This is a genomic window from Streptomyces vietnamensis (assembly GCF_000830005.1).
GTDB classification, from domain to species: Bacteria; Actinomycetota; Actinomycetes; order Streptomycetales; family Streptomycetaceae; genus Streptomyces; species Streptomyces vietnamensis.
The window spans coordinates 1,889,535-1,909,051 of sequence record NZ_CP010407.1 but is presented as its reverse complement, the minus strand read 5'-3'; the positions used below and the strand labels follow the sequence as shown (position 1 = coordinate 1,909,051).

The 19,517-nt window shown below is 71.9% G+C and carries 17 protein-coding genes; 12 read left to right on the top strand and 5 right to left on the bottom strand.

What is annotated here, in order from left to right:
- The first annotated feature begins 96 nt into the window (after positions 1–96).
- The 4 genes from SVTN_RS08360 to SVTN_RS08345 all read left to right on the top strand — a co-directional run bounded on the left by SVTN_RS08360 (position 97) and on the right by SVTN_RS08345 (position 4,704).
- The gene (locus tag SVTN_RS08360) at positions 97–603 is read left to right on the top strand and encodes an MTB12 C-terminal domain-containing protein (RefSeq protein WP_052499023.1); all 507 of its coding nucleotides are present in this window, start codon (positions 97–99) and stop codon (positions 601–603) included.
- Positions 581–1,873 (top strand): ABC transporter substrate-binding protein, encoded by a 1,293-nt coding sequence (locus tag SVTN_RS08355; RefSeq protein WP_041128495.1) that lies wholly within the window; start codon positions 581–583, stop codon positions 1,871–1,873. Before SVTN_RS08360 ends, SVTN_RS08355 begins: the two co-directional genes overlap by 23 nt.
- 83 nt (positions 1,874–1,956) lie before the next feature.
- On the top strand, positions 1,957–3,231 hold the full coding sequence (locus tag SVTN_RS08350) for a glycosyltransferase (RefSeq protein ID WP_041128494.1): 1,275 nt from the start codon (positions 1,957–1,959) through the stop codon (positions 3,229–3,231).
- Between the two features lie 504 nt (positions 3,232–3,735).
- Positions 3,736–4,704 (top strand): helix-turn-helix transcriptional regulator, encoded by a 969-nt coding sequence (locus tag SVTN_RS08345; protein ID WP_041128493.1) that lies wholly within the window; start codon positions 3,736–3,738, stop codon positions 4,702–4,704.
- Here the strand turns inward: SVTN_RS08345 and ctaD are convergent.
- Positions 4,661–6,355 carry an aa3-type cytochrome oxidase subunit I gene (gene ctaD / locus SVTN_RS08340; RefSeq protein WP_041128492.1) on the bottom strand — a complete coding sequence of 565 codons (1,695 nt, stop codon included), beginning with the start codon at positions 6,353–6,355 and terminating at the stop codon, positions 4,661–4,663. The genes SVTN_RS08345 and ctaD overlap by 44 nt on opposite strands.
- Positions 6,356–6,663: 308 nt before the next feature.
- Between ctaD and SVTN_RS08335 the strand changes: the two genes are divergently transcribed.
- Positions 6,664–6,879 carry an I78 family peptidase inhibitor gene (locus SVTN_RS08335; RefSeq protein WP_041128491.1) on the top strand — a complete coding sequence of 72 codons (216 nt, stop codon included), beginning with the start codon at positions 6,664–6,666 and terminating at the stop codon, positions 6,877–6,879.
- A 65-nt stretch (positions 6,880–6,944) separates the two neighbouring features.
- Here the strand turns inward: SVTN_RS08335 and SVTN_RS08330 are convergent, their stop codons facing one another.
- Positions 6,945–7,814 (bottom strand): phosphatase PAP2 family protein, encoded by an 870-nt coding sequence (locus SVTN_RS08330; protein WP_041128490.1) that lies wholly within the window; start codon positions 7,812–7,814, stop codon positions 6,945–6,947.
- 405 nt (positions 7,815–8,219) lie between these two features.
- Between SVTN_RS08330 and SVTN_RS08325 the strand changes: the two genes are divergently transcribed.
- The gene (locus tag SVTN_RS08325) at positions 8,220–10,019 is read left to right on the top strand and encodes an MFS transporter (RefSeq protein WP_041128489.1); all 1,800 of its coding nucleotides are present in this window, start codon (positions 8,220–8,222) and stop codon (positions 10,017–10,019) included.
- Between the two features lie 43 nt (positions 10,020–10,062).
- On the opposite strand, the gene SVTN_RS08320 is transcribed toward SVTN_RS08325, so the two are convergent.
- Entirely contained in the window at positions 10,063–10,497 is a 435-nt protein-coding gene (locus SVTN_RS08320; RefSeq protein WP_041128488.1) for a cell division protein SepF, read from the bottom strand.
- 322 nt (positions 10,498–10,819) lie between these two features.
- Here SVTN_RS08320 and SVTN_RS08315 point away from each other — a divergent pair, with 322 nt between their 5' ends.
- Positions 10,820–12,073 carry a DUF5685 family protein gene (locus tag SVTN_RS08315; RefSeq protein ID WP_052499022.1) on the top strand — a complete coding sequence of 418 codons (1,254 nt, stop codon included), beginning with the start codon at positions 10,820–10,822 and terminating at the stop codon, positions 12,071–12,073.
- A gap of 37 nt (positions 12,074–12,110) precedes the next feature.
- Here SVTN_RS08315 and SVTN_RS08310 read toward each other — a convergent pair whose 3' ends face one another.
- Complete coding sequence (locus SVTN_RS08310; RefSeq protein ID WP_041128487.1) at positions 12,111–13,088, bottom strand: ABC transporter substrate-binding protein; 978 nt, start codon at positions 13,086–13,088, stop codon at positions 12,111–12,113.
- Complete coding sequence (locus SVTN_RS08305; RefSeq protein ID WP_041128486.1) at positions 13,085–13,564, bottom strand: GNAT family N-acetyltransferase; 480 nt, start codon at positions 13,562–13,564, stop codon at positions 13,085–13,087. The genes SVTN_RS08310 and SVTN_RS08305 overlap by 4 nt, the downstream gene beginning before the upstream one ends.
- 403 nt (positions 13,565–13,967) lie before the next feature.
- On the opposite strand from SVTN_RS08305, the gene SVTN_RS08300 reads away from it, so the two are divergent.
- From SVTN_RS08300 to SVTN_RS08280, 5 genes are read left to right on the top strand one after another with little or no spacing between them, the layout of a single operon-like run.
- On the top strand, positions 13,968–14,816 hold the full coding sequence (locus tag SVTN_RS08300) for an amino acid ABC transporter permease (protein ID WP_041128485.1): 849 nt from the start codon (positions 13,968–13,970) through the stop codon (positions 14,814–14,816).
- Positions 14,813–16,618: an FAD/NAD(P)-binding protein gene (locus SVTN_RS08295; RefSeq protein ID WP_041128484.1), complete on the top strand. Its 1,806-nt coding sequence runs from the start codon at positions 14,813–14,815 to the stop codon at positions 16,616–16,618. Before SVTN_RS08300 ends, SVTN_RS08295 begins: the two co-directional genes overlap by 4 nt.
- A 46-nt stretch (positions 16,619–16,664) precedes the next feature.
- Positions 16,665–17,552: an amino acid ABC transporter permease gene (locus SVTN_RS08290; RefSeq protein WP_041128483.1), complete on the top strand. Its 888-nt coding sequence runs from the start codon at positions 16,665–16,667 to the stop codon at positions 17,550–17,552.
- Positions 17,549–18,394 carry an amino acid ABC transporter ATP-binding protein gene (locus tag SVTN_RS08285; RefSeq protein ID WP_245727477.1) on the top strand — a complete coding sequence of 282 codons (846 nt, stop codon included), beginning with the start codon at positions 17,549–17,551 and terminating at the stop codon, positions 18,392–18,394. The genes SVTN_RS08290 and SVTN_RS08285 overlap by 4 nt, the downstream gene beginning before the upstream one ends.
- Before the next feature lie 31 nt (positions 18,395–18,425).
- Positions 18,426–19,400, top strand: a complete 975-nt coding sequence (locus SVTN_RS08280) for an ABC transporter substrate-binding protein (protein WP_041128482.1) — start codon at positions 18,426–18,428, stop codon at positions 19,398–19,400.
- The last annotated feature ends 117 nt before the right edge of the window (positions 19,401–19,517 follow it).

The window sequence follows — 19,517 nt, the reverse complement described above, 5'->3', positions numbered from 1 at the left end:
CTCTTTCCTTGCACTATGCCCCGATCCGTCCCACCCTGGTAACACCAGCCGCTCCGGGCTGGCTCTGGACGCGCGGGACACCCGGTGGTGAGGCAGATGCTCGTCGAACGACGCGGTGGACGCTCCCGTCTCGCGGTCCTCGGGGCCGTCGCCGTCCTCGCCCTGGCGCCCGCCCTTGCGAGCTGCTCCGACGACAACGGCGGGAAGACCGGCGGCACGGCCTCCTCCTCCCCGCCGGTGACCGCCCCCACCGATCCGGTCGCCGCCAAGGCCCAGATCACCAAGAACTGGACGGCGTTCTTCGACCCGAAGACCCCCGTCGCCGAGAAGGTGAAGCTCCTGGAGAACGGGGAGCAGATGCGGCCGGTGCTCGGCGCCTTCGCCGGCGACAAGAACGCGGCCATGACCTCTGCGAAGGTCACCGGCATCGAGTTCACCTCGGCCACCGGCGCGAACGTCACCTACGACCTGCTGGTCGGCGGGTCCCCTGCCCTGCCCGGCTCCAAGGGCACCTCCATCCTCCAGAACGGCACCTGGAAGGTCTCCGTGAAGACCCTGTGCGGGCTGGTCGAGCTGAGCGGTGTCACCGTCCAGGGCTGCTGAGACGGTCACGGCGCTGCTCCTGGCCGTGCTGCTCGCCCTCCTCACGGGATGCGGCAGCCGGCTCCCGGAACGCGCCTTCGAAACGCGGCCCACCGTCAACCCCTCCGGCGGTGAGCCGCTCCGCGTCGGGATCATCACCAGCACCACCAGCCCGGTCGGCGGAGAGACCTTCACCGGCCCGCGCGACGGAGCCCGCGCCTGGTTCGACGCCCTCAACGCGCGCGGTGGCCTCGACGGACGCCGGATCGAGGTCGAGACCTGCGACGACGGCGGCAGCGGCGTCGGCAACAACGCGTGCGTGCACCGGCTGATCGACGAACGCGGCGTCTTCGCCCTCGTGGCCACCACCGCCCTGAACTACGCGGGCGCACCCCTCGTCGCCCGGGCCGGAGTCCCCGACATCGGCGGCCAGCCCCTCACCCCCGCCTACGACACCTATCCGCACCTCTACGGCATCTACGGCAGCTCCGCCCCGCGCACCGGCCGCGCACCCGGCTGGGGCGGCACACTGTACGGCGGGACCGAGGTCTACCACTGGTTCCGCGAGAAGCTCGGCGCGCGGACCGCCGCCGTCGTCTCCTACAACCAGGCCGCCTCCGCCGCCTACGCCCGGCTCGTCGCCCGCGGCCTCCGCACCGAGGGCTACCGGGTCGTCGAGGAACAGGTCGACTTCGCCCTGCCCAACTTCCGCGCGGTCGCCGCCGACCTGCGGGCCGAACACGTCGACCTCGTCTTCGACGCGATGGACACCCACGGCAACGTGCGCCTGTGCGAGGCGATGGAGACGCTCGGGGTCCGGGTCGACGCCAAGGTGACCAACGTGCAGAACTGGTCCTCGGCCGTCTCCCGCGACTACGCCCGCGCCCCCGGCTGTCGGGCCTCGCTGTGGGTGACGGGCTCCAGCCGGAACTACGAGGACACCGGGCAGCCGGCGGTCCGCGAGTTCCGTACGGCGATGGGCGGCCGGGCCCTGTCGCAATGGCAGTTGGAAGGATGGGCGGCGGCGATGTGGTTCACCGACGCGGCCCGCTCCTGCCTCGCCCGGGGCGCGCTCACCCGGAGCTGCGTCGAGGAGTACATGAACCGTCCGGAGCCGTACACCGCGCGCGGGCTCCTCCTCCCCGTACGGTTCGAGCACCTGGCGCGGCCGCCCGCGACCCGGAACACCTGTCTGTCCGTGGCCCGTTGGGAGGACGGGCGGGGCTGGGTGAGCCAGGGCGACATGGCGAAGAACTGCGCGACCGTCCCCCAGCTCGGCTACCGCCCGTGAACGAGCGCCTCTGCATCGGCAGTACAGTCGAGCACCGACCGACCGAATGAATGACTGACTGACCGGGGGGAACCGGCAGCGCGATGCGTATCTCCTTTCTGCTCCACAACGGCTACCACTACGGCGGCACGATCCGGACCACGTTCACGCTCGCCGAGGAACTGGCGGAACGCCACGAGGTCGAGATCGTCTCGGTGTTCCGCCACCGTGACCGTCCACGCCTCGGCCTGCCGGCGGGGGTGACCCTGCGCCACCTCGTCGACCTGCGCAAGGACAGCCCCGGATACGACGGCGACCACCCCGACTTCCACCGCCCCGCCGAGGTCTTCCCGCGGGGCGACGGCCGCTGGAAGCAGTACAGCGCGCTCACCGACGCCCGGATCGGGGAGTACCTCCGCGGGGTGGAGGCCGACGTCCTCGTCGCCACCCGCCCCGGACTCAACGTGCAGCTCGCCCGGCAGGCCCGGAGGGGGCCGGTCCTCGTCGGCCAGGAGCACCTGATCCTCGACGGCCACAGCTACCGGCTGCGCCGCGACATCGGCCACGAGTACGCGCTCCTCGACGCCGTCACCACGGTCACCGAGGCCGACGCCCGCGCCTACCGGAAGCTCCGCCTGCCCGGCGTACGGATCGAGGCCGTGCCCAACAGCGTGCCCGCGCCCGCCGTGCCGCCCGCCGACCCCGCGGCGAGGACCGTCGTCGCGGCGGGCCGGCTCACCCGGGTCAAGCGGTACGACGTGCTGATCGACGCCTTCGCGTCCGTGGCCGCCGACCATCCCGACTGGAAGCTGCGGATCTACGGCTCCGGCGACGCCGTCCAGGACCTCAAGGGCGCGCTGACCCGGCAGATCAAGGACCTCGGGCTCGGCGAGCAGGTCTTCCTCATGGGGACCGTCACCCCGATGGAACCCGAGTGGGCCAAGGGCTCGATCGCCGCGGTGACCTCGCAGCGGGAGTCCTTCGGCATGACCATCGTCGAGGCGATGCGGTGCGGACTGCCGGTGGTCTCCACCGACTGCCCCCACGGGCCGCGCGAGATCATCGAGGACGGGGTCGACGGGCGGCTCGTACCGGTCGACGACGTGGCGGCCGTCGCGGCGGCCCTGCGCGCGTACGTCGAGTCCGAGGAACTCCGCGCCAAGGCCGGGCGCGCGGCCCTCACCGCCTCCGAACGCTTCGACCCGTCACGGATCGCCGCGCGACACGAGGCGCTGTGGTCGGAGCTGGTCGCGGGGGGCGCGGGGCGGCGGGTGCACGCTCCCGGGCGGGCCCGGCTTCACCGGGCGGTGGGCCGGGTGATCGACGCGGTCTACGCCGAGAAGGCGAGAGCGGGCCGCCTCGTCCGCCGCCTCCGCTGACGGGGGGCGCGGCGCGCTGACACACCCACCCACGGGGCTTGCACCCGCTTGGGCGTCGCCCCCCGCCCGGGGCCCCGCGCCCGCCTGGGGCCTCGCCCCCGCCTGGGGCCTCGCCCCCGCCCGCGCGGGCTGCGCCCGCGCCCGTGTGACCCGCGCCCGGCTGGGCGTCGCTCCGCTGCCGTGTGCCTGCGCCCGGGCTGGGCGGTGCCCTTCGCCGCCCCCCGTGTGGGCAATCGTCCCGCTGGGGCGGGACGGGTGGGCACACGGGACGGTGCCCCCAGCCGGGCCTAGGCGTTCCGCGCCTGGACCCGCACCGACCGCGCGGCGCACCCCGTGGTGCGGGTCGGGGCGCGGGAGCCTCTGGCGCCGGCGGGGCGCGGGTCCGTTGTGCCCACCCGTTCCGCCCCAGCGGAACGATTGCCCACAACGGGGGGCGGCGGGGCGCACCGCCCCGGACGGGTGCCGCCCGCGACGGGGTGGGCGGGGCGCTGGCAGACTCGGGGCATGTTGGAGACCTCCGCGCGGCTGTTGCGGCTGCTTTCGTTGCTTCAGGCCCATCGCGAGTGGTCCGGTGCCGATCTCGCCGAGCGGCTCGGGGTGACCCCGAGGACCGTGCGCCGGGACGTCGACCGGCTGCGGGAGCTCGGTTACCCCGTGCACGCCAGTCCCGGCACGGGCGGTGGGTACCAGCTCGGGGCCGGGGCCGAGCTGCCGCCGCTGCTCCTCGACGACGAGGAGGCCGTCGCGGTCGCGGTGGGGCTGCGGTCCGCCGCCGGGCAGGGGGTGGAGGGGATCGGCGAGAGCTCCGTACGCGCCCTGGCGAAGCTGGAGCAGGTGCTGCCGGGCCGGCTCCGGCGCCGGATCGGGGCGCTCAACGCCTTCACGGTGCCCCTGCTGCGTACCCCCAGGGATCGCGTCGACCCCGCGGTCCTCACCGAGTTGGCCAACGCCTGCCGGGACAGTGAGCGGCTCCGTTTCGCCTACCGCGACCACGGCGGCACCGCGACCCGCCGGAGCGTGGAACCGCATCGGCTCGTCTGCACCGAGCGGCGCTGGTATCTCGTCGCCTGGGACCTGGACCGGGACGACTGGCGGACGTTCCGGGTCGACCGCATCGAGCCGAAGCCCCCGCACGGCCCCCGCTTCCCGCCCCGCGAGCCGCCCGCCGACGACCTGGCCGCCTATGTGGCGAAGGGCGTGTCCGGTACGGCCTATGCGACGGAGGCGACGGTCCGGCTCTTCGTCCCGCTCGCCGAGGCGGCCGCCGTCGTCGGTCCGCTGGACGGGGTCCTGACGGCGGACGGCGAGAACGCCTGTCTGCTGCGGACGGGGGCGCGCAGCCTGGACGTGATGGTGTTTCACGTGATGTTCATGGGCTTCGACTTCGAGGTGGTCGAGCCGCCGGAGCTCGTGGGGGCGGTGCGGGAGCTCAGGGACCGCTTGTCCCGGTCTCTCGACCGGTCGGAGGGCTGATCCGCATCCGCTCGTACGCGGCGAACTCGGGGTGGTGGAGGTCGAAGGCGGGCGACTCGGAGCGGATCAGGGGCACGGACAGGAAGTTGTGCCGGGGCGGCGGGCAGGAGGTCGCCCATTCCAGGGAGCGCCCGAAGCCCCAGGGGTCGTCGACGTCGACCTTCTCCCCGTACCGCCAGGTCCGCCAGACGTTGTAGAGGAAGGGGAGGGTGGACGCGCCGAGCAGGAAGGCGCCGATGGAGGAGACGGTGTTCAGTGCCGTGAAGCCGTCGGCCCACAGGTAGTCGGCGTACCGGCGGGGCATGCCTTCCGCGCCCAGCCAGTGCTGCACCAGGAAGGTGGTGTGGAAGCCGACGAAGAGGGTCCAGAAGTGGATCTTCCCGAGCCGCTCGTCGAGCATCCGGCCGGTGAACTTGGGCCACCAGAAGTAGAAGCCCGCGAAGGTCGCGAAGACGACCGTGCCGAAGACCGTGTAGTGGAAGTGGGCGACCACGAAGTACGAGTCGGTGACGTGGAAGTCCATCGGCGGCGAGGCGAGGATGACGCCGGTGAGCCCGCCGAAGAGGAAGGACACCAGGAAGCCGACGGACCAGAGCATCGGGGTCTCGAAGGAGAGCGAGCCCCGCAGCATCGTCCCGGTCCAGTTGAAGAACTTCACCCCGGTGGGCACCGCGATGAGGAACGAGAGCATCGAGAAGAACGGCAGCAGCACCGCGCCCGTCACGAACATGTGGTGGGCCCAGACCACCACCGAGAGGCCGGTGATCGTCATGGTGGCGGCGATGAGCGTCGCGTAGCCGAAGATCGGCTTGCGGGCGAAGACCGGGATGATCTCGCTGATGATCCCGAAGAACGGCAGCGCGATGATGTAGACCTCGGGGTGGCCGAAGAACCAGAAGAGGTGCTGCCAGAGCAGCGCCCCGCCGTTCTCGGGCTGGAAGACGACGGCGCCGAGACGCCGGTCGGCCTCCAGGACGAGCAGCGCCGCCGCGAGCACCGGGAAGGCGACGAGCACCAGGATCGTGTTGAAGAGGACGTTCCAGGTGAAGATCGGCATCCGGAACATGGTCATGCCGGGCGCCCGCATCCCGATGATGGTGGCGAGGAAGTTCACCGAGGCCAGGATGGTGCCGAAGCCGGAGAACGCGAGCCCCACGATCCACAGGTCGGCGCCGATGCCCGGCGAGCGCTCCAGGCTGTTGAGCGGGGCGTAGGCGGTCCAGCCGAAGGCGGGCGGGCCGGTGGGCGTGAGCAGCGAGCCGAGGACCATCAGGCCGCCGAAGAGGAACAGCCAGTACGAGAACATGTTGAGCCGCGGGAAGGCGACGTCGGGCGAGCCGATCTGCAGCGGCACCAGCTCGTTCGCGAAGCCGGCGAAGGTGGGCGTGGCGAAGAGCAGCAGCATGATCGTGCCGTGCAGGGTGAAGGCCTGGTTGAACTCCTGGTTCGTGACGAGCTGGAGTCCCGGGCGGGCCAGCTCGGCCCGCATCAGCATCGCCATGAGCCCGGCGATCAGGAAGAAGACGAACGAGGTGGCCAGATAGAGATGGCCGATCTTCTTGTGGTCGGTCGTGGTGACCCAGTCGATCAGGATGCGTCCGTGCCGTTGCCGGGCCGATTCGGCGGTCGCGGTCGCTGTCCCGTTGCCCATCGCTTCCTCCGCCTCGCCGTCGTCCCGGCTCCGCGTCTCCGGGCGTTCGGACAGCGTAAGCATTGTGTAAGGGAAGAGTGTGCGCCTCGGGTGCGAGTCGCCGACACAATTCGGGACGGCCTGCGGGAAGAGGGGAATTGAAAGAGCCTCAGCCGCCCTTCCGAGCCCTTCGTGCGAACTGCCGGGTGCCGTTCGGAATTGCTGGAGAAACGGCCGGAAACCCGCCTCGCGAACGGTTGTGAGCAGGGCAAACATATGTCGAGAACTTGTGACACAAGCGTGACCGCCGAGGGACTAACGTGAGGTTCATGTCACCCACTTCGCGCACTCCCGAACCGCCCCGCGACGCCCCCGAGTCCTATGTGGGCCTCGACGCCGAAGGAGCCGAGCAGCTCGCCAGGACCCGCGGCTGGCGCGCCGTCCGGTCCCTGCCGCCCGGCTCGATCATCACCATGGAGTACCTGGCCGGGCGCATCAACTTCGAGGTCGAGGACGGCACCGTCACCCGCTGCTGGCTCGGCTGAGGAGCCGACCGGACCGCATGCGAAAGGGCCCCGGCCGGGATGGCCGGGGCCCTTTCGCGTACGTGTCAGCCGCGGGTCGCGGGGGCGCGCCGGGCGCCGGCCACCCCCACGGGCTCCCGCACGGGCTCGCGGACCGGCTCCCGGACCGGACGCGGCCCTCCCGAGGCCACGGGCAGCGAGGGCACGAGCCGGCGACGGTCCCGCAGCCGCTCCCGCACCCGGTCGCGCGCGGCGAGGATCCTGGCCTCCGCCACGGCAAGCACCGGCTCGCACCAGGGCAGCGCGAGCAGGACGAGCAGCCCGGCGGCCCAGCCGAGCAGCACGTCGCTCAGCCAGTGCGTGCCCAGGTAGACGGTGGTGAGGCCGACGCCGAGCGCGACCACCGCGGAGAGGGCCGACAGATAGCGCCGGGCCCTCGGGGTGGTCGCCAGATAGGCCAGGATGCCCCAGGTCACGACCGCGTTGGCGGTGTGCCCCGAGGGGAATATGTCGCCGCCTCCGAAGAGCTCGGCGGAGCCGACCTGGGTCGCGTAGTGGGGGCCGAGGCGGCCGAGCCCGATCTTGACCGCGCCCACCGAGACGTTCAGCAGCAGGAGGGCGGCACCGAGGCACAGCAGGGGGCGCAGGGTGTGCTGGCGCCAGGAGCGCCAGCCCAGCCAGGCGGCCACCATGACGGCCGTGGGGCCGCGCTGGCCGAGGACGACGTAGTAGTCGAGGAAGCCGTGGATCTCGGGCCACTGCTGGTACGGCCGGAAGAGCATGATCTTCCAGTCGAGGGTCACCAGCCACGTCGACAGCAGGACGGCCACGACGATGGCGAGATAGAACGCCGACGTCCCGCCGAAGAGGGCGAGACGCGTGCGGGTCATCCGCGGGACCTCTATCTTCGGCGGTTCCGGCTCCCGGTCCAGCCGGGCAAAGATGTCGGTACGCACCCAATCGACGTTACAGGGAGTGAGAAGCAGACCCGGTCGTTCCGCTCCCTTCGTGATGATCGTGTGATGTGGAGTGGGTCTCATCGAGTGGTCTATTCCAGGCGTCCGTCGGGAAATCCGATGACCTTCGCCCCTATTGCCGCGGGGGCGATTCCGGAAGGGTGTTTGAACGCCCGGGAATTTCCCCAAACAGACGTCCGTGCGGAATTCCATGCGGCGCGCGGTCCGCACCGAGTGGCGTACGCCACACCGCGAGCCCCGTCGAGGTGAGAGCTGCGCCACGCGCTCGGGCCTTGAACTCGCGTACGCTGACGACTCACTCGCCCGTCGATGCCGGGCCGCCCCAGGGGCATACGCCCTGGTCACAGCCCACCGAGCGCGAGAGCTTCACCGGGAGGTACGTACATGTCGAGGACGAACACTGCCCAAGGGCGAACGCGTTCCGCCGTCGACGGCGGCGCCAACCGCTGGGTCGTCCTCGTCGTCCTCTGCGTCAGCCTGCTCCTGGTCGCCCTCGACGCGACCATCCTCCACGTCGCCGTCCCCTCGCTCACCGAGGACCTGCGCCCCAGCTCCACCGCGCTGCTCTGGATCGTCGACGCCTACCCCCTGGTCTGCGCGTCGCTCCTGATCCTCTTCGGCACCCTCGGCGACCGGGTCGGCAGACGCAGGATCCTCCTCCTCGGCTACGCGCTCTTCGGCATCGCCTCGGCGGTCGCCGCGCTCGCCACCGAGCCCGCGGTCCTCATCGGGGCCCGTGCGCTGCTCGGCGTCGGCGGCGCCATGATCATGCCCGCCACGCTCTCCATCCTCCGGACGGTCTTCCCCGACCGGCGGGAGCGCGCCACCGCGATCGGCGTCTGGACCGCCACCGCCGCGATCGGCGCCGCCACGGGGCCCGTGCTCGGCGGCTTCCTCGTCGAGAACTACTGGTGGGGCTCCGTCTTCCTCATCAACATTCCGCTGATGGCGCTGATCCTGCCGCTCGGCCGCCGCCTCCTCCCCGAGTCCAAGGGCGCCGCCGACGGCCCCTGGGACGTGCTCGGCGCGCTCATGGCCGCGGCCGGGGTGCTCGGCTGCGTCCTCGGCGTCAAGCGCGCCGGGGCCGGCGACCCGCTGCTCGCCCTTCCGACCGCCGGGCCGCTCCTGCTCGGCGCGGCGCTCCTCGTCCTCTTCGTACGGCGGCAGAAGCGGCGCCCGCACCCGCTGATCGACCTGCGGCTCTTCTCCCGGGCCGCCTTCACCACCTCGGTCGGCTGCATCGTCATCGGCATGCTGGCCCTGGTCGGCCTGGAGCTCATCGCCGTCCAGTACCTCCAGCTCGTCCTCGGCCTCAGCCCCCTGGAGACCGGGCTCCGGCTCCTCCCGCTGACCTTCGCCGCCATGGCCGCCGGCGCCACCGGCTCGTACACCCTGCGCAGGGTCGGGCCGCGCCGGATGGTCGGCTGGGGCTTCGTCCTCACCGCCGCCGCGGTGCTGCTGCTGACCCTCATGGGACAGCACGACCGGCCGCTGCTGCTCACGGTGGGCTTCGTGCTGCTCGGCTTCGGCCTGCAGACCACGCTCTTCTCGGCGTACGAGTCGATGCTCAGCGAGGCGCCGCAGCACAGCGCGGGCGGCGCGGCCGCGATCGGCGAGACCTCGTACCAGCTCGGCGCGGGCATGGGCATCGCGCTGCTCGGCAGCGTGATGAACGCGGCGTACGCCCCCGGGCTCGCCTCGGTGCCCGGGGTGCCCGCGGAGGCGAGCCGGGCCGCCGCGAACTCGCTCGGCGAGGCGTACAAGGTCGCCGATCAGCTCGGCGGCACGGCGGGAGAGGCCCTGCACCAGGCCGCCCGGCACTCCTTCGTGACCGGTCTGCACGTCACGCTCTGCGTGAGCGCCGGACTGCTGCTCGTGGGCGCGCTGATGGCCCGGCGACTGCCGGAGATCATGGAATGCCCGGTGGATCCGGAGGCGGCCTTCGACGCGCGGGAGGCCCGGAGGGCGCGTCCGGCCCCGGAGGGCCCGGACCGGGACGCGGCGGAGCCGGCCGGGTCGGCGGGGTCGCCGGAAACGGCACCCACAGCTCCTGCGGAGCTGCCCGGCGCCTCGGAGGGGCACGGTGCCGCGGAGCGTCCCGGTTCCCCGGGGGCGGCCGGGCCTCGGGTGCCCGCGACGCGGGAAGCGATCGAGCCCGCCGGCTCGGGGCGTCCGGCGCACTGACCCGACCCCGTCGGGAGGTGCCAGGACCGGCCGGCGGACCCGCTCAGCTCTGGTTGAAGAAACCGTCCTGCTGACGTCGGCCCGTCTCGCCGCTGACGATCTGGGTGTCGGCGGGGGTCAGCAGGAAGACCCGCGTCGCCACGCGCTCGATCGAGCCGCGCAGACCGAAGGCGAGACCGGCGGCGAAGTCGACGACGCGCTTGGCGTCGTTCGGCTCCATCGCGGTCAGGTTCACGATCACCGGGACCCCCTCCCGGAAGAGCTCGCCGATGCCCCGGGCGTCCCGGAAGCCGTCGGGGGAGACGGTGGCGATCCGGCGGCCCCGCTCCTCGGCGGTGTCCGTGGCCACCCGGACCCGGGGGTCCGTCACCCAGGCGTCGCCGCCCTCGGCACCGTCGGCGTACTCGTCGTCGTAGTAACGCTCGTCGTTGTCCTCGACGAGTCCCAGCCAGGCACTCGCCTTGCGCACCGATCCCATGGACGCCTCCTTTCAGCGCGGTCACTTGTGGTTCCGCAATCCCTATCGTCGTCCATGATGCGGATCGCGCGCCAAGTGGATAGGCGCCGCGCAGGGGATTCGTGACGGTACTGGTGCAGAACGTGAGGGGCGTTTCCTGGCGATTCGTCAGGAAACTTGCGGTATGCGGGCCCTGACGGAGGGCCATGCAGCTGAAAATATGAAAGTCGGGCTACAAGGGTGACGATGGGCGCGTACGGGTGAACGGACCCACTCGCTACGATGCCGCGGGGCCGCTCGGCGGACCTTCGCCCGCCACAGCCCACGACTCACGGGGGAGTCCTTGTTCGGAATCGTCAGACCCTGCACCCACCGCCTCACCGACGGCCTCAAGACCGAGTGGATGGCCCACCTCTGCGGCCTCTGCCTCGCTCTCCGCGCCGACCACGGCCAGTTCGCCCGCGTCGTCACCAACTACGACGGCCTCATCGTCTCGGTCCTGACGGAGGCTCAGACCGGCGTGACCGAGGCCGGCCGCCGCACCGCCGGGCCCTGCGCGCTGCGCGCCATGCGGACCGCCCCCGTCGCCCGCGGCGAGGGAGCCAGGCTCGCCGCCGCCGTCTCGCTCGTCCTCGCCTCCGCGAAGGTACGGGACCACGTCGCCGACCGGGACGGCCTGTTGGCCCGCCGGCCGGTCGCCGCCGCGGCCCGCCGCGTCGCCCGCTCCTGGGACAGGGCCGGGGCCAGGACGGGCAGGGACCTCGGCTTCGACACCGCCGTCCTCGTCGACGCCGTCGACCGCCAGACCGGCATCGAGGCCCTCGCGGGATCCGGCACCTCCCTGCTCACCGTCACCGAGCCGACCGAGACGGCGACCGCGGCCGCCTTCGCGCACACCGCCGTCCTCGCCGGCCGCCCCGGGAACGCGGCGCCGCTCGCCGAGGCGGGCCGTCTCTTCGGCCGCCTCGCCCACCTCCTCGACGCCGTCGAGGACCAGGCCGCCGACGCCGAGACCGGAGCGTGGAACCCGCTCACCGCCACCGGCACCTCCCGCGAGGAGGCCCGCCGGCTCGCCGACGACGCCCTCCACGGCATCCGCCTCGCCCTCAAGGACGCCGAGTTCGCCGACGGCAAGCTCGCCCACGTCCTCCTCGCCCACGAGCTGCGCACCTCGGTCGACCGCGCCTTCGGCACGACGAGCTGCTCGCACGGGGCGCCGGGGGCGGGCCAGGGGCCGGTGCCCGGCAATCCGTACGCGAACGGGGGCGCCGGCCCGTACGACCCCTACGGGGGCGGCGGGAACCCCTACGGCGGGGGCGCGGGCGGCCCGATGGGCCCCGGCGGCCTGCCGCCGCAGTTCGGCGGCGGTGCGCCCCAGGCCCCCAAGCCGCGCGGCTTCCTCGCCGGGTGCGCCATGTTCACTTGGCTCTTCTGCACCTGCCAGATCTGCTGCGCCAAGAAGTACGAGGGCCCCTGGTCCCGCAAGAAGCGCGAGGGGTGCTGCTACGACTGCGACTGCGGGGACGGCGGCTGCAGCGGTTGCGACTGCGGCGGCTGTGACTGCGACTGCTGCTGCTGTCCCTGCGACGGCTGCTGACGCTCCGTCGGCAACCCCCGCCGGAGCCCCCGTACCGTCACTTCTTCGGCGCGGGGATCTCCGGCGGGGAGATCCGCGACTCCTCGATGCCCGAGGCCGTCACCCCCCACTTCTTCAGGATCCGGTCGTACGTCCCGTCGGCCTTCAGGCCGTTCACCGCCGCCTGGAAGGCCGGCGCGAGCGGGGTGCCCTTCTTGAAGGCGAAGCCGACGTCGAGGCGCCGGTACTCGTTCAGGAACTTCACGTTCTTCTGCTGCGTCACCGCGTACCGCACGCCGTTGATGGTGCTCATCACGACATCGCTGCGACCCTGCTGGAGCGCCATCCAGACCGCCCCCGTCTCGCTGAAGACGTTCACCTCGTACGGCGGCTTCCCGGCCTCGGCGCACCGGCCCTTGTTCTGCTCCAGGGTCCGTTCGAAGGTGGTGCCGGCGCCCGTCGCGACCTTCAGGCCGCACAGCTGGGTGAGGTCGGTGACGGCCTTCAGCGGGGAGTCGGCGCGGGTGGCGAAGCCCTGGCCGTCGTTGACGTACGTGACGAAGTCGATGGTCTTCCGCCGCTCCTCGGTCACCCCGAAGTTGCCCGTGCCGACGTCGTACTTGCCGCTGCCGAGCGCCGGCAGGATCGCCTCGAAGCCCACCACCTCGCGCTTCAGCTCCAGGCCGAGGGCCTTCGCCACGGCGGCCGAGAAGTCGGCGTCCACCCCCACGACGGTCCTGCCGTCGGGCAGGTACGCCGAGCTGGGCGGGGTCCCCACCGCGGAGGCGATCCGCAGGCTGCCGCGCTGCCGCACGTCGGCGGGCAGCAGCTTCGCCGCCGCCTCGTTCTTCTTCACCGCCGCCGCCACGTCCTCGGTCGGGAGCGCGCCCTTCGCCGCGCCGGGCGCTCCCGAGGCCCCGGCCGGGGCGGTCGCGGGCTCGCCGCCCGAGCAGGCGGTGAGGCCGAGCGCGGCCGCGGTGATCAGGGCGAAGGCGAAGGCGGTGCGTGCGGTGCCGGAACTCGTGCGCGTACTCATGGCTTCGGGTTCTCCAGGAATTTCTCGAACGGCAGCGGGCCGATCGATTCGGGATCGGCGGACACGTCGAAGAGCGGGCGGTAGCCGCTCGCCAGGTAGAGGCCCTTGGCCTCCGGCTGGCGCGGCCCCGTCGTGAGGTAGATGCGGGAGTAGCCGCGGGCGGCGGCCTCCCGTTCGAGCACGGTGAGGACGCGGCGGGCGAGACCGCGCCTGCGGTGCGCCGAGTGCGTCCAGATCCGTTTCAGTTCGGCGGTGTTCTCGTCGTAGCGGCGGTAGGCGCCGCCCGCCACGGGCCGGCCCTGCTCCAGGAGGAGCAGGAAGGCGCCGTGCGGAGGGGCGAACTCCGCCGCCGGGTAGCGGCTCAGATCGTGCGCGGAGCCGTACCGGGTCGTGTACTCGTACGCCAGCTCGTCGAGGAGCGGGCGGGCCAGGGGATCGGTGGTCGTGGTCCGGTGCACGGACAACGCGAAGGTCATGGCGGGCCTTCAGGGCGAAGGAGGAGGAAAAGGGCAGGCGAGGGGAGGGGAGAGCTCAGGCGCTCAGCAAGGGCCTGGGTGTGAAGGCGCCGCGGAAAACAGCACGCGGGCAGGGAGAAGCAGAGGGTCGGCTCAACAGGAAGAGGACCACACGCGACCGAAGTCGATGTGGGAGCGCGTGACCAGCTGCTGCGGATGCATGGCCACAGTTGAACAGGCATCCGTTCCCGCGTCAACCACGATGAGACGTACGGCTCACAGTGCGGACACCCTTGACAGCGGGCCGTGTTGACCGCATAGCCTCGAAGGGCGGATCGGGCTGAGGGGCCCGGATCCGCGGCTCAGCGCGTGTGAAGGCGCATCCCGTGTTCGATCCGCCCTCTGGCATCCACGGAGCCCTCGCATGTCCGCGACCCTCGTCAAGACCCCCTCCACGGCCCCGCCGGCCGAACCGCCCCCGCGCATCGTCCCCACCCGCCGCACCGGCCAGTGGACCGCCGCCGGAGCCGTCCTCGTCCTGCTCGCGCTCGCCCTCGTCTCGGTCGTCCGCAACAAGGCCTTCCAGTGGGACGTCGTCGCCGAGTACTTCACCTCCGCGTCCGTCCTGCGCGGCCTCGGCCTCACCCTGTGGCTGACCGGCCTCGTCATGGTCCTCGGCTTCGTCCTCGGCACCCTGCTCGCCGTCCTCAGGCTCTCCGCCAACCCCGTGCTCCGCGCGGTGAGTTGGGGTTACGTCTGGTTCTTCAGGTCCACCCCGATCCTGGTCCAGCTGCTCTTCTGGTTCAACATCGGCGTGCTCTACCCGCAGATCCTCGGCGTGAACACGGTCAACCTCCTCGGCCCCGTCGCCGTCGCCGTCATCGGCCTCACCCTGCACGAGGCCGCCTACGCCGCCGAGGTCGTCCGCGGCGGCATCCTCTCCGTCGACCGGGGCCAGATCGAGGCCGCCCAGTCCCTCGGCCTCGGCCGGTGGTGCCGGCTCACCCGGATCGTGCTGCCGCAGGCCATGCGCGCCATCGTCCCGCCCGCCGGGAACATGCTGATCGGCACCCTCAAGGGCACCTCGATCGTCTCCGTCATCGCCGTGCAGGACCTGCTCTACTCGACCCAGCTCGTCTACCACCGCACGTACGAGGTCATCCCGCTGCTGCTCGTCGCCACGCTCTGGTACGTCGCCGTCACCTCGGTCCTCTCCGTCGGCCAGTACTACGTCGAGCGGCACTACGCCCGCGGAACGGCCGGTGCCCGATGAGCACGAGCCCCTCCCTCGTGATCGTGGGCGCCGGGCCGCGGGGGACCGGCTTCCTCGAACGGCTCGCCGCCAACCTGCCCGAGCTGTACGGCGACGAGCCCCTCGACGTCCACCTCGTCGACCCGCACCCGCCGGGACCCGGCCGGATCTGGCGCACCGCGCAGTCCCCGCTGCTCTGGATGAACTCCCAGGCCGAGGACGTCACGATGTTCACCGACGAGAGCGTGGACCTCGAAGGACCCGTCCGCCCCGGACCCACCCTCGCCGAATGGGCCGGCATCGACGGCCGCACCTTCCCCACCCGCCCCCAGCAGGGCGCCTATCTGCGCTGGGTGTACGAGCGGGCCCGCACCGCCCTGCCCGCCACCGTCACCGTCCACGAGCACCGCACCACCGCCCTGCGGATCAGCGGGCCCCGCGACGGACGCCAGCGGGTCTGGCTGGAGGGCAGCGCCGTGCCCCTCCTCGCCGACCTCGTCGTCCTCACCGTCGGCCACCTCGACGCCGAACCCGACCCGGAGCAGCGGCGACTCGCCGGCTTCGCCGAGCGCCACGGTCTCGTCCACCTCCCGCCCGACTTCACCGCCGACACCGACCTCACCGCCCTCCCCGCAGGCGAACCCGTCCTCGTCCGCGGCTTCGGCCTCGCCTTCGTCGACCTGATGGTGCTGCTCACCGAGGGCCGCGGCGGACGGTACGAGGGCGAGGGCGACGAACTCGTCTACGTGCCCTCCGGCAAGGAGCCGGTCCTGCACGTCGGATCACGCCGGGGCGTCCCGTACCACTCGAAGATCGGCTACGTCCTCGACGGCGAACGGCCCCCGCTGCCCCGCTTCTTCGGCACCGAGCAGACCGACGCCCTGCTCCGGCGCACCGGATCGATCGACTTCCGTCGTGATGTGTGGCCGCTCATCGACAAGGAACTCGGCTGGGCCCACTACCACCGGCTCTTCTCCACCCACCCCGAGCGGACCGCGCTCGCCTGGAGCGACTTCGAGAAGGCCTACGAGGAGGCGCCGCCCCGCGGGGCCGAGCTCGCCGCGCTCGTCGCCGCCGCCGTCCCCGACCCCGCCGACCGGCTCGACCTCGACGCCCTCGACCACCCCCTCGACGGCATCCGCTACGACTCCGCCGAAGCCCTCCAGGAGGGCCTGCGCGACTACATCACCCAGGACGTGACCCGCCGCCACGACCCCGCCCACAGCTCCGACGCCGCCGTCTTCGCCGGCCTGCTCTCCGTCTACGGCCAGCTCCTGCGGCTCGGCAAGCGCCTCGACCCCGGCGGCTGGTGGCACGGCTTCTTCAGCTACCTCGCCTCCGGACCGCCAGGACCCCGGCTGCGGCAGCTCCTCGCGCTCTCCCGCGCCGGCGTCGTCCGCTTCCTCGGCCCCCAGGTCACCGTCGAGGCCGATGAGGACCGCGGTCTCTTCCGCGCCGGATCCGCCGCCCTGCCGGGGGAGTGGACCGAGGCCCGTGCCCTCGTCGAGGCCCGGATCCCCGACCCCACCCTGGAGCTCAGCGGCAGCCCGCTCCTCCGCGCCCTGTACGAGGAGGGGACCCGCGCCACCGCCGGCGGCCTCCTCGTCGTCGACCCCGTCGACGGCCGGATCCTGGAGCACGACGGCCGCCCGCACCCGCGCCGCTTCGCCCTCGGCCCGCACACCACCGCCCGCACCGGCAGCGCCTTCACCCGGCCCCGTACCGGCGGGGTCGCCTTCGGGCAGAACGACGTCACCGCGCGGACCGCCCTCGCCTTCCTGCACGACCGGGAGTGTCGGCTCCCCGCTCCGCTGAGCGCCTGACCCGCGCCGCACCTCCCGCCGCCCCACCCTTCTCCGAGGAACCGCCATGTCTCTCACCAGCGATCCGCCCGTCACCGCCCCCGTGACGAAGGAGCCGGAGCCCACCGCGCCCGCACTCGTCGTCGTACCCGTGCGCCACCCCTGGCGCTGGGCGGCCGTCGCCGCCACCGCCGTCCTGCTCGTCCAGTTCGTCCACGGGCTCGTCACCAACCCCGGCTGGGAATGGGACGTCTTCGCCGCCTTCTTCACCACCGAGACGATCCTCCACGCCGTCTGGATCACCCTCCAGCTCACCTTCTACGGCACCGCGCTCGGCTTCGCGATCGGCATTGTTCTCGCCTTCATGCGCCTGTCCGCCAGCCCGTTCCTGCGGGCGGTCGCCTTCGGCTACATCTGGGCCTTCCGCTCCATCCCGCTCATCGTCCAGCTGCTCTTCTGGTTCAACCTGGCCTACCTCTACAAGGAACTGAGCATCGGCATCCCCTTCGGACCGAGCTTCCTCTCCTTCGACACGATGGGCCTCGTCGGCGAGATGAGCGCTGCCGTCCTCGGGCTCGCCCTCCACCAGGCGGCCTACGCGGCGGAGATCGTCCGCGGCGGCGTACTCGCCGTGGACGAGGGCCAGTTGGAGGCCGCTGCCTCCCTCGGCATCCCCAGGCTCCGGCAGGTGCGGCGGATCGTGCTGCCGCAGGCGATGCGCTCGATCCTGCCCAACGCCGCCAACGAGATCATCTCGCTCTTCAAGGGCACCTCGATCGTCTCCGTCATGGCGATCGGCGAACTCTTCTACCAGGTCCAGGTCGTCTACGGCCGCAACGGACGTGTCGTCCCGCTCCTCATGGTCGCCACCGCCTGGTACGTCCTGCTCACCACCGTGCTCTCCGTCGTCCAGCACTACGTCGAACGCCACTACGCGAAGGGGAGCGCCCGATGAGCTCCGTCACCAAGACCGCCGGCCCCGCCGACCCCGCCGCCGTCCCCGCAGAGGCCGCCGAGGCCGCCGACGGGAACGCCGCCACCGCCAAGGTCGAGATCCGCGCCGTCCACAAGCACTTCGGCGCCCTCCACGTCCTGCGCGGCATCGACCTCGACGTCCGGGCCGGCGAGGTCACCGTCGTCCTCGGCCCCTCGGGCTCCGGCAAGTCCACCCTGCTGCGGACCATCAACCACCTGGAGAAGGTCGACAGCGGCACGGTCGGCGTCGACGGCGTCCTCGTCGGCTACCGCCGCTCCGGGAACAAGCTCTACGAACTGCGCGAGCGCGAGATCCTCAAGCAGCGCACCCGGATCGGCTTCGTCTTCCAGAACTTCCACCTCTTCCCGCACCTCACCGTCCTCGAGAACATCGTCGAGGCGCCCGTCTCGGCCCTGAAGCGGCCCCGCAAGGACGCCGAGGCCACGGCCCTGGCCCTGCTCGAACGCGTCGGCCTCGCCGACAAGGCGGCGGCCTACCCCAAGCAGCTCTCCGGCGGACAGCAGCAGCGGGTCGCCATCGCCCGCGCGCTCGCCCTGGAACCGAGCCTGCTCCTCTTCGACGAGCCGACCTCCGCGCTCGACCCCGAACTCGTCGGCGAGGTCCTCGACGTCATCAAGGACCTGGCCGCCTCCGGCACCACCATGATCGTCGTCACCCACGAGATCGGCTTCGCCCGCGAGGTCGCCGACACCGTGGTCTTCATGGACGAGGGCCGGATCGTCGAGCAGGGCTCGCCGGCCGAGGTCCTCGACAGCCCCCGCCACGAGCGGACCCGCGCCTTTCTCTCCAAGGTTCTCTGACCCCCCGTTCAATCAAAGGAGCAGTACCGCCATGAAGACCCGTCGTACCGTTCTCGCCGCCCTCGCCTCGCTCACCGCCCTCGGAGTCCTCACCGCCTGCGGCTCGGGCGACGCCGCCGTCGAGCAGATCAAGCCGGAGGGCCAGAAGGACACCGGCATCAACGTCGGTCCCAACCAGAACCGCATCCACACCGCCAAGGTCGATGCCATCGCCGGCAAGCTGCCCGAGGCCGTCAGGAAGAGAGGCACTCTGATCCTCGGCGTCTCCGCCAAGAGCAACCCGCCGCTCGCCTTCCGCGCCACCGACGACAAGACGCTGATCGGTGTCGAGCTCGACCTCGCCACCCTGGTCTCCGACACCCTCGGCCTGAAGCCCGAGTTCAACCCCGTCTCCTGGGAGAACCTCTTCGTCGGTCTGGACAGCGGCAAGTACGACGCCGTCTTCTCCAACGTCACCGTCACCGAGGAGCGCAAGGACAAGTACGACTTCGCGACCTACCGGCTCGACGACCTCGCCTTCGAGGCGAAGAAGGGGTCCGGCTGGACGGTGAAGGGCCCCGAGGACGTGTCCGGCAAGCGGATCGCCGTCGGCTCCGGCACCAACCAGGAGAAGATCCTCGTCGACTGGTCCAAGCAGAACGAGAAGGCCGGCCGCAAGGGCGTCGACATCAAGTACTACGACAACACGACCGACTACTACCTCGCCCTCCAGTCCGGCCGGATCGACGGCTACCTCGGGCCCAACCCCACCGTCGCGTACCACGTGGCCTCCGCCGGACAGACCGAGGCCGTCGGCAAGTTCTCCGGGGCCGGTGCCGGACTCCAGGGCAAGATCGCGGCCACCACGAAGAAGGACAGCGGCCTCGTCGCCGCCTACGCCGCCGCCATCGACCACCTCATCGAGAACGGTACGTACGCGCAGGTCCTCAAGCGGTGGGGGCTGAGCACGGAGGCGGTGCCGAAGTCGGAGATCAACCCGCCCGGGCTGCCCCGCACCAAGAGCTGAACCTCGTTCCGCACCCGGGCCCGGGCCGGTGGGCCGGGGGCGGGGACGGAGCGGGGAGGCGGTGTCCGGAGTGCGTCTCACCGCGCTTCGCGCGAGTTCAAGACGCTTTTACGTCCG

Coding starts and splice junctions, on each gene's coding strand:
- SVTN_RS08360 (WP_052499023.1), top strand. CDS start 97: ATGCTCGTCGAACGACGCGGTGGACGCTCCCGTCTCGCGGTCCTCGGG.
- SVTN_RS08350 (WP_041128494.1), top strand. CDS start 1,957: ATGCGTATCTCCTTTCTGCTCCACAACGGCTACCACTACGGCGGCACG.
- SVTN_RS08345 (WP_041128493.1), top strand. CDS start 3,736: ATGTTGGAGACCTCCGCGCGGCTGTTGCGGCTGCTTTCGTTGCTTCAG.
- ctaD (WP_041128492.1), bottom strand. CDS start 6,355: ATGGGCAACGGGACAGCGACCGCGACCGCCGAATCGGCCCGGCAACGG.
- SVTN_RS08335 (WP_041128491.1), top strand. CDS start 6,664: ATGTCACCCACTTCGCGCACTCCCGAACCGCCCCGCGACGCCCCCGAG.
- SVTN_RS08325 (WP_041128489.1), top strand. CDS start 8,220: ATGTCGAGGACGAACACTGCCCAAGGGCGAACGCGTTCCGCCGTCGAC.
- SVTN_RS08320 (WP_041128488.1), bottom strand. CDS start 10,497: ATGGGATCGGTGCGCAAGGCGAGTGCCTGGCTGGGACTCGTCGAGGAC.
- SVTN_RS08310 (WP_041128487.1), bottom strand. CDS start 13,088: ATGAGTACGCGCACGAGTTCCGGCACCGCACGCACCGCCTTCGCCTTC.
- SVTN_RS08305 (WP_041128486.1), bottom strand. CDS start 13,564: ATGACCTTCGCGTTGTCCGTGCACCGGACCACGACCACCGATCCCCTG.
- SVTN_RS08300 (WP_041128485.1), top strand. CDS start 13,968: ATGTCCGCGACCCTCGTCAAGACCCCCTCCACGGCCCCGCCGGCCGAA.
- SVTN_RS08295 (WP_041128484.1), top strand. CDS start 14,813: ATGAGCACGAGCCCCTCCCTCGTGATCGTGGGCGCCGGGCCGCGGGGG.
- SVTN_RS08290 (WP_041128483.1), top strand. CDS start 16,665: ATGTCTCTCACCAGCGATCCGCCCGTCACCGCCCCCGTGACGAAGGAG.
- SVTN_RS08285 (WP_245727477.1), top strand. CDS start 17,549: ATGAGCTCCGTCACCAAGACCGCCGGCCCCGCCGACCCCGCCGCCGTC.
- SVTN_RS08280 (WP_041128482.1), top strand. CDS start 18,426: ATGAAGACCCGTCGTACCGTTCTCGCCGCCCTCGCCTCGCTCACCGCC.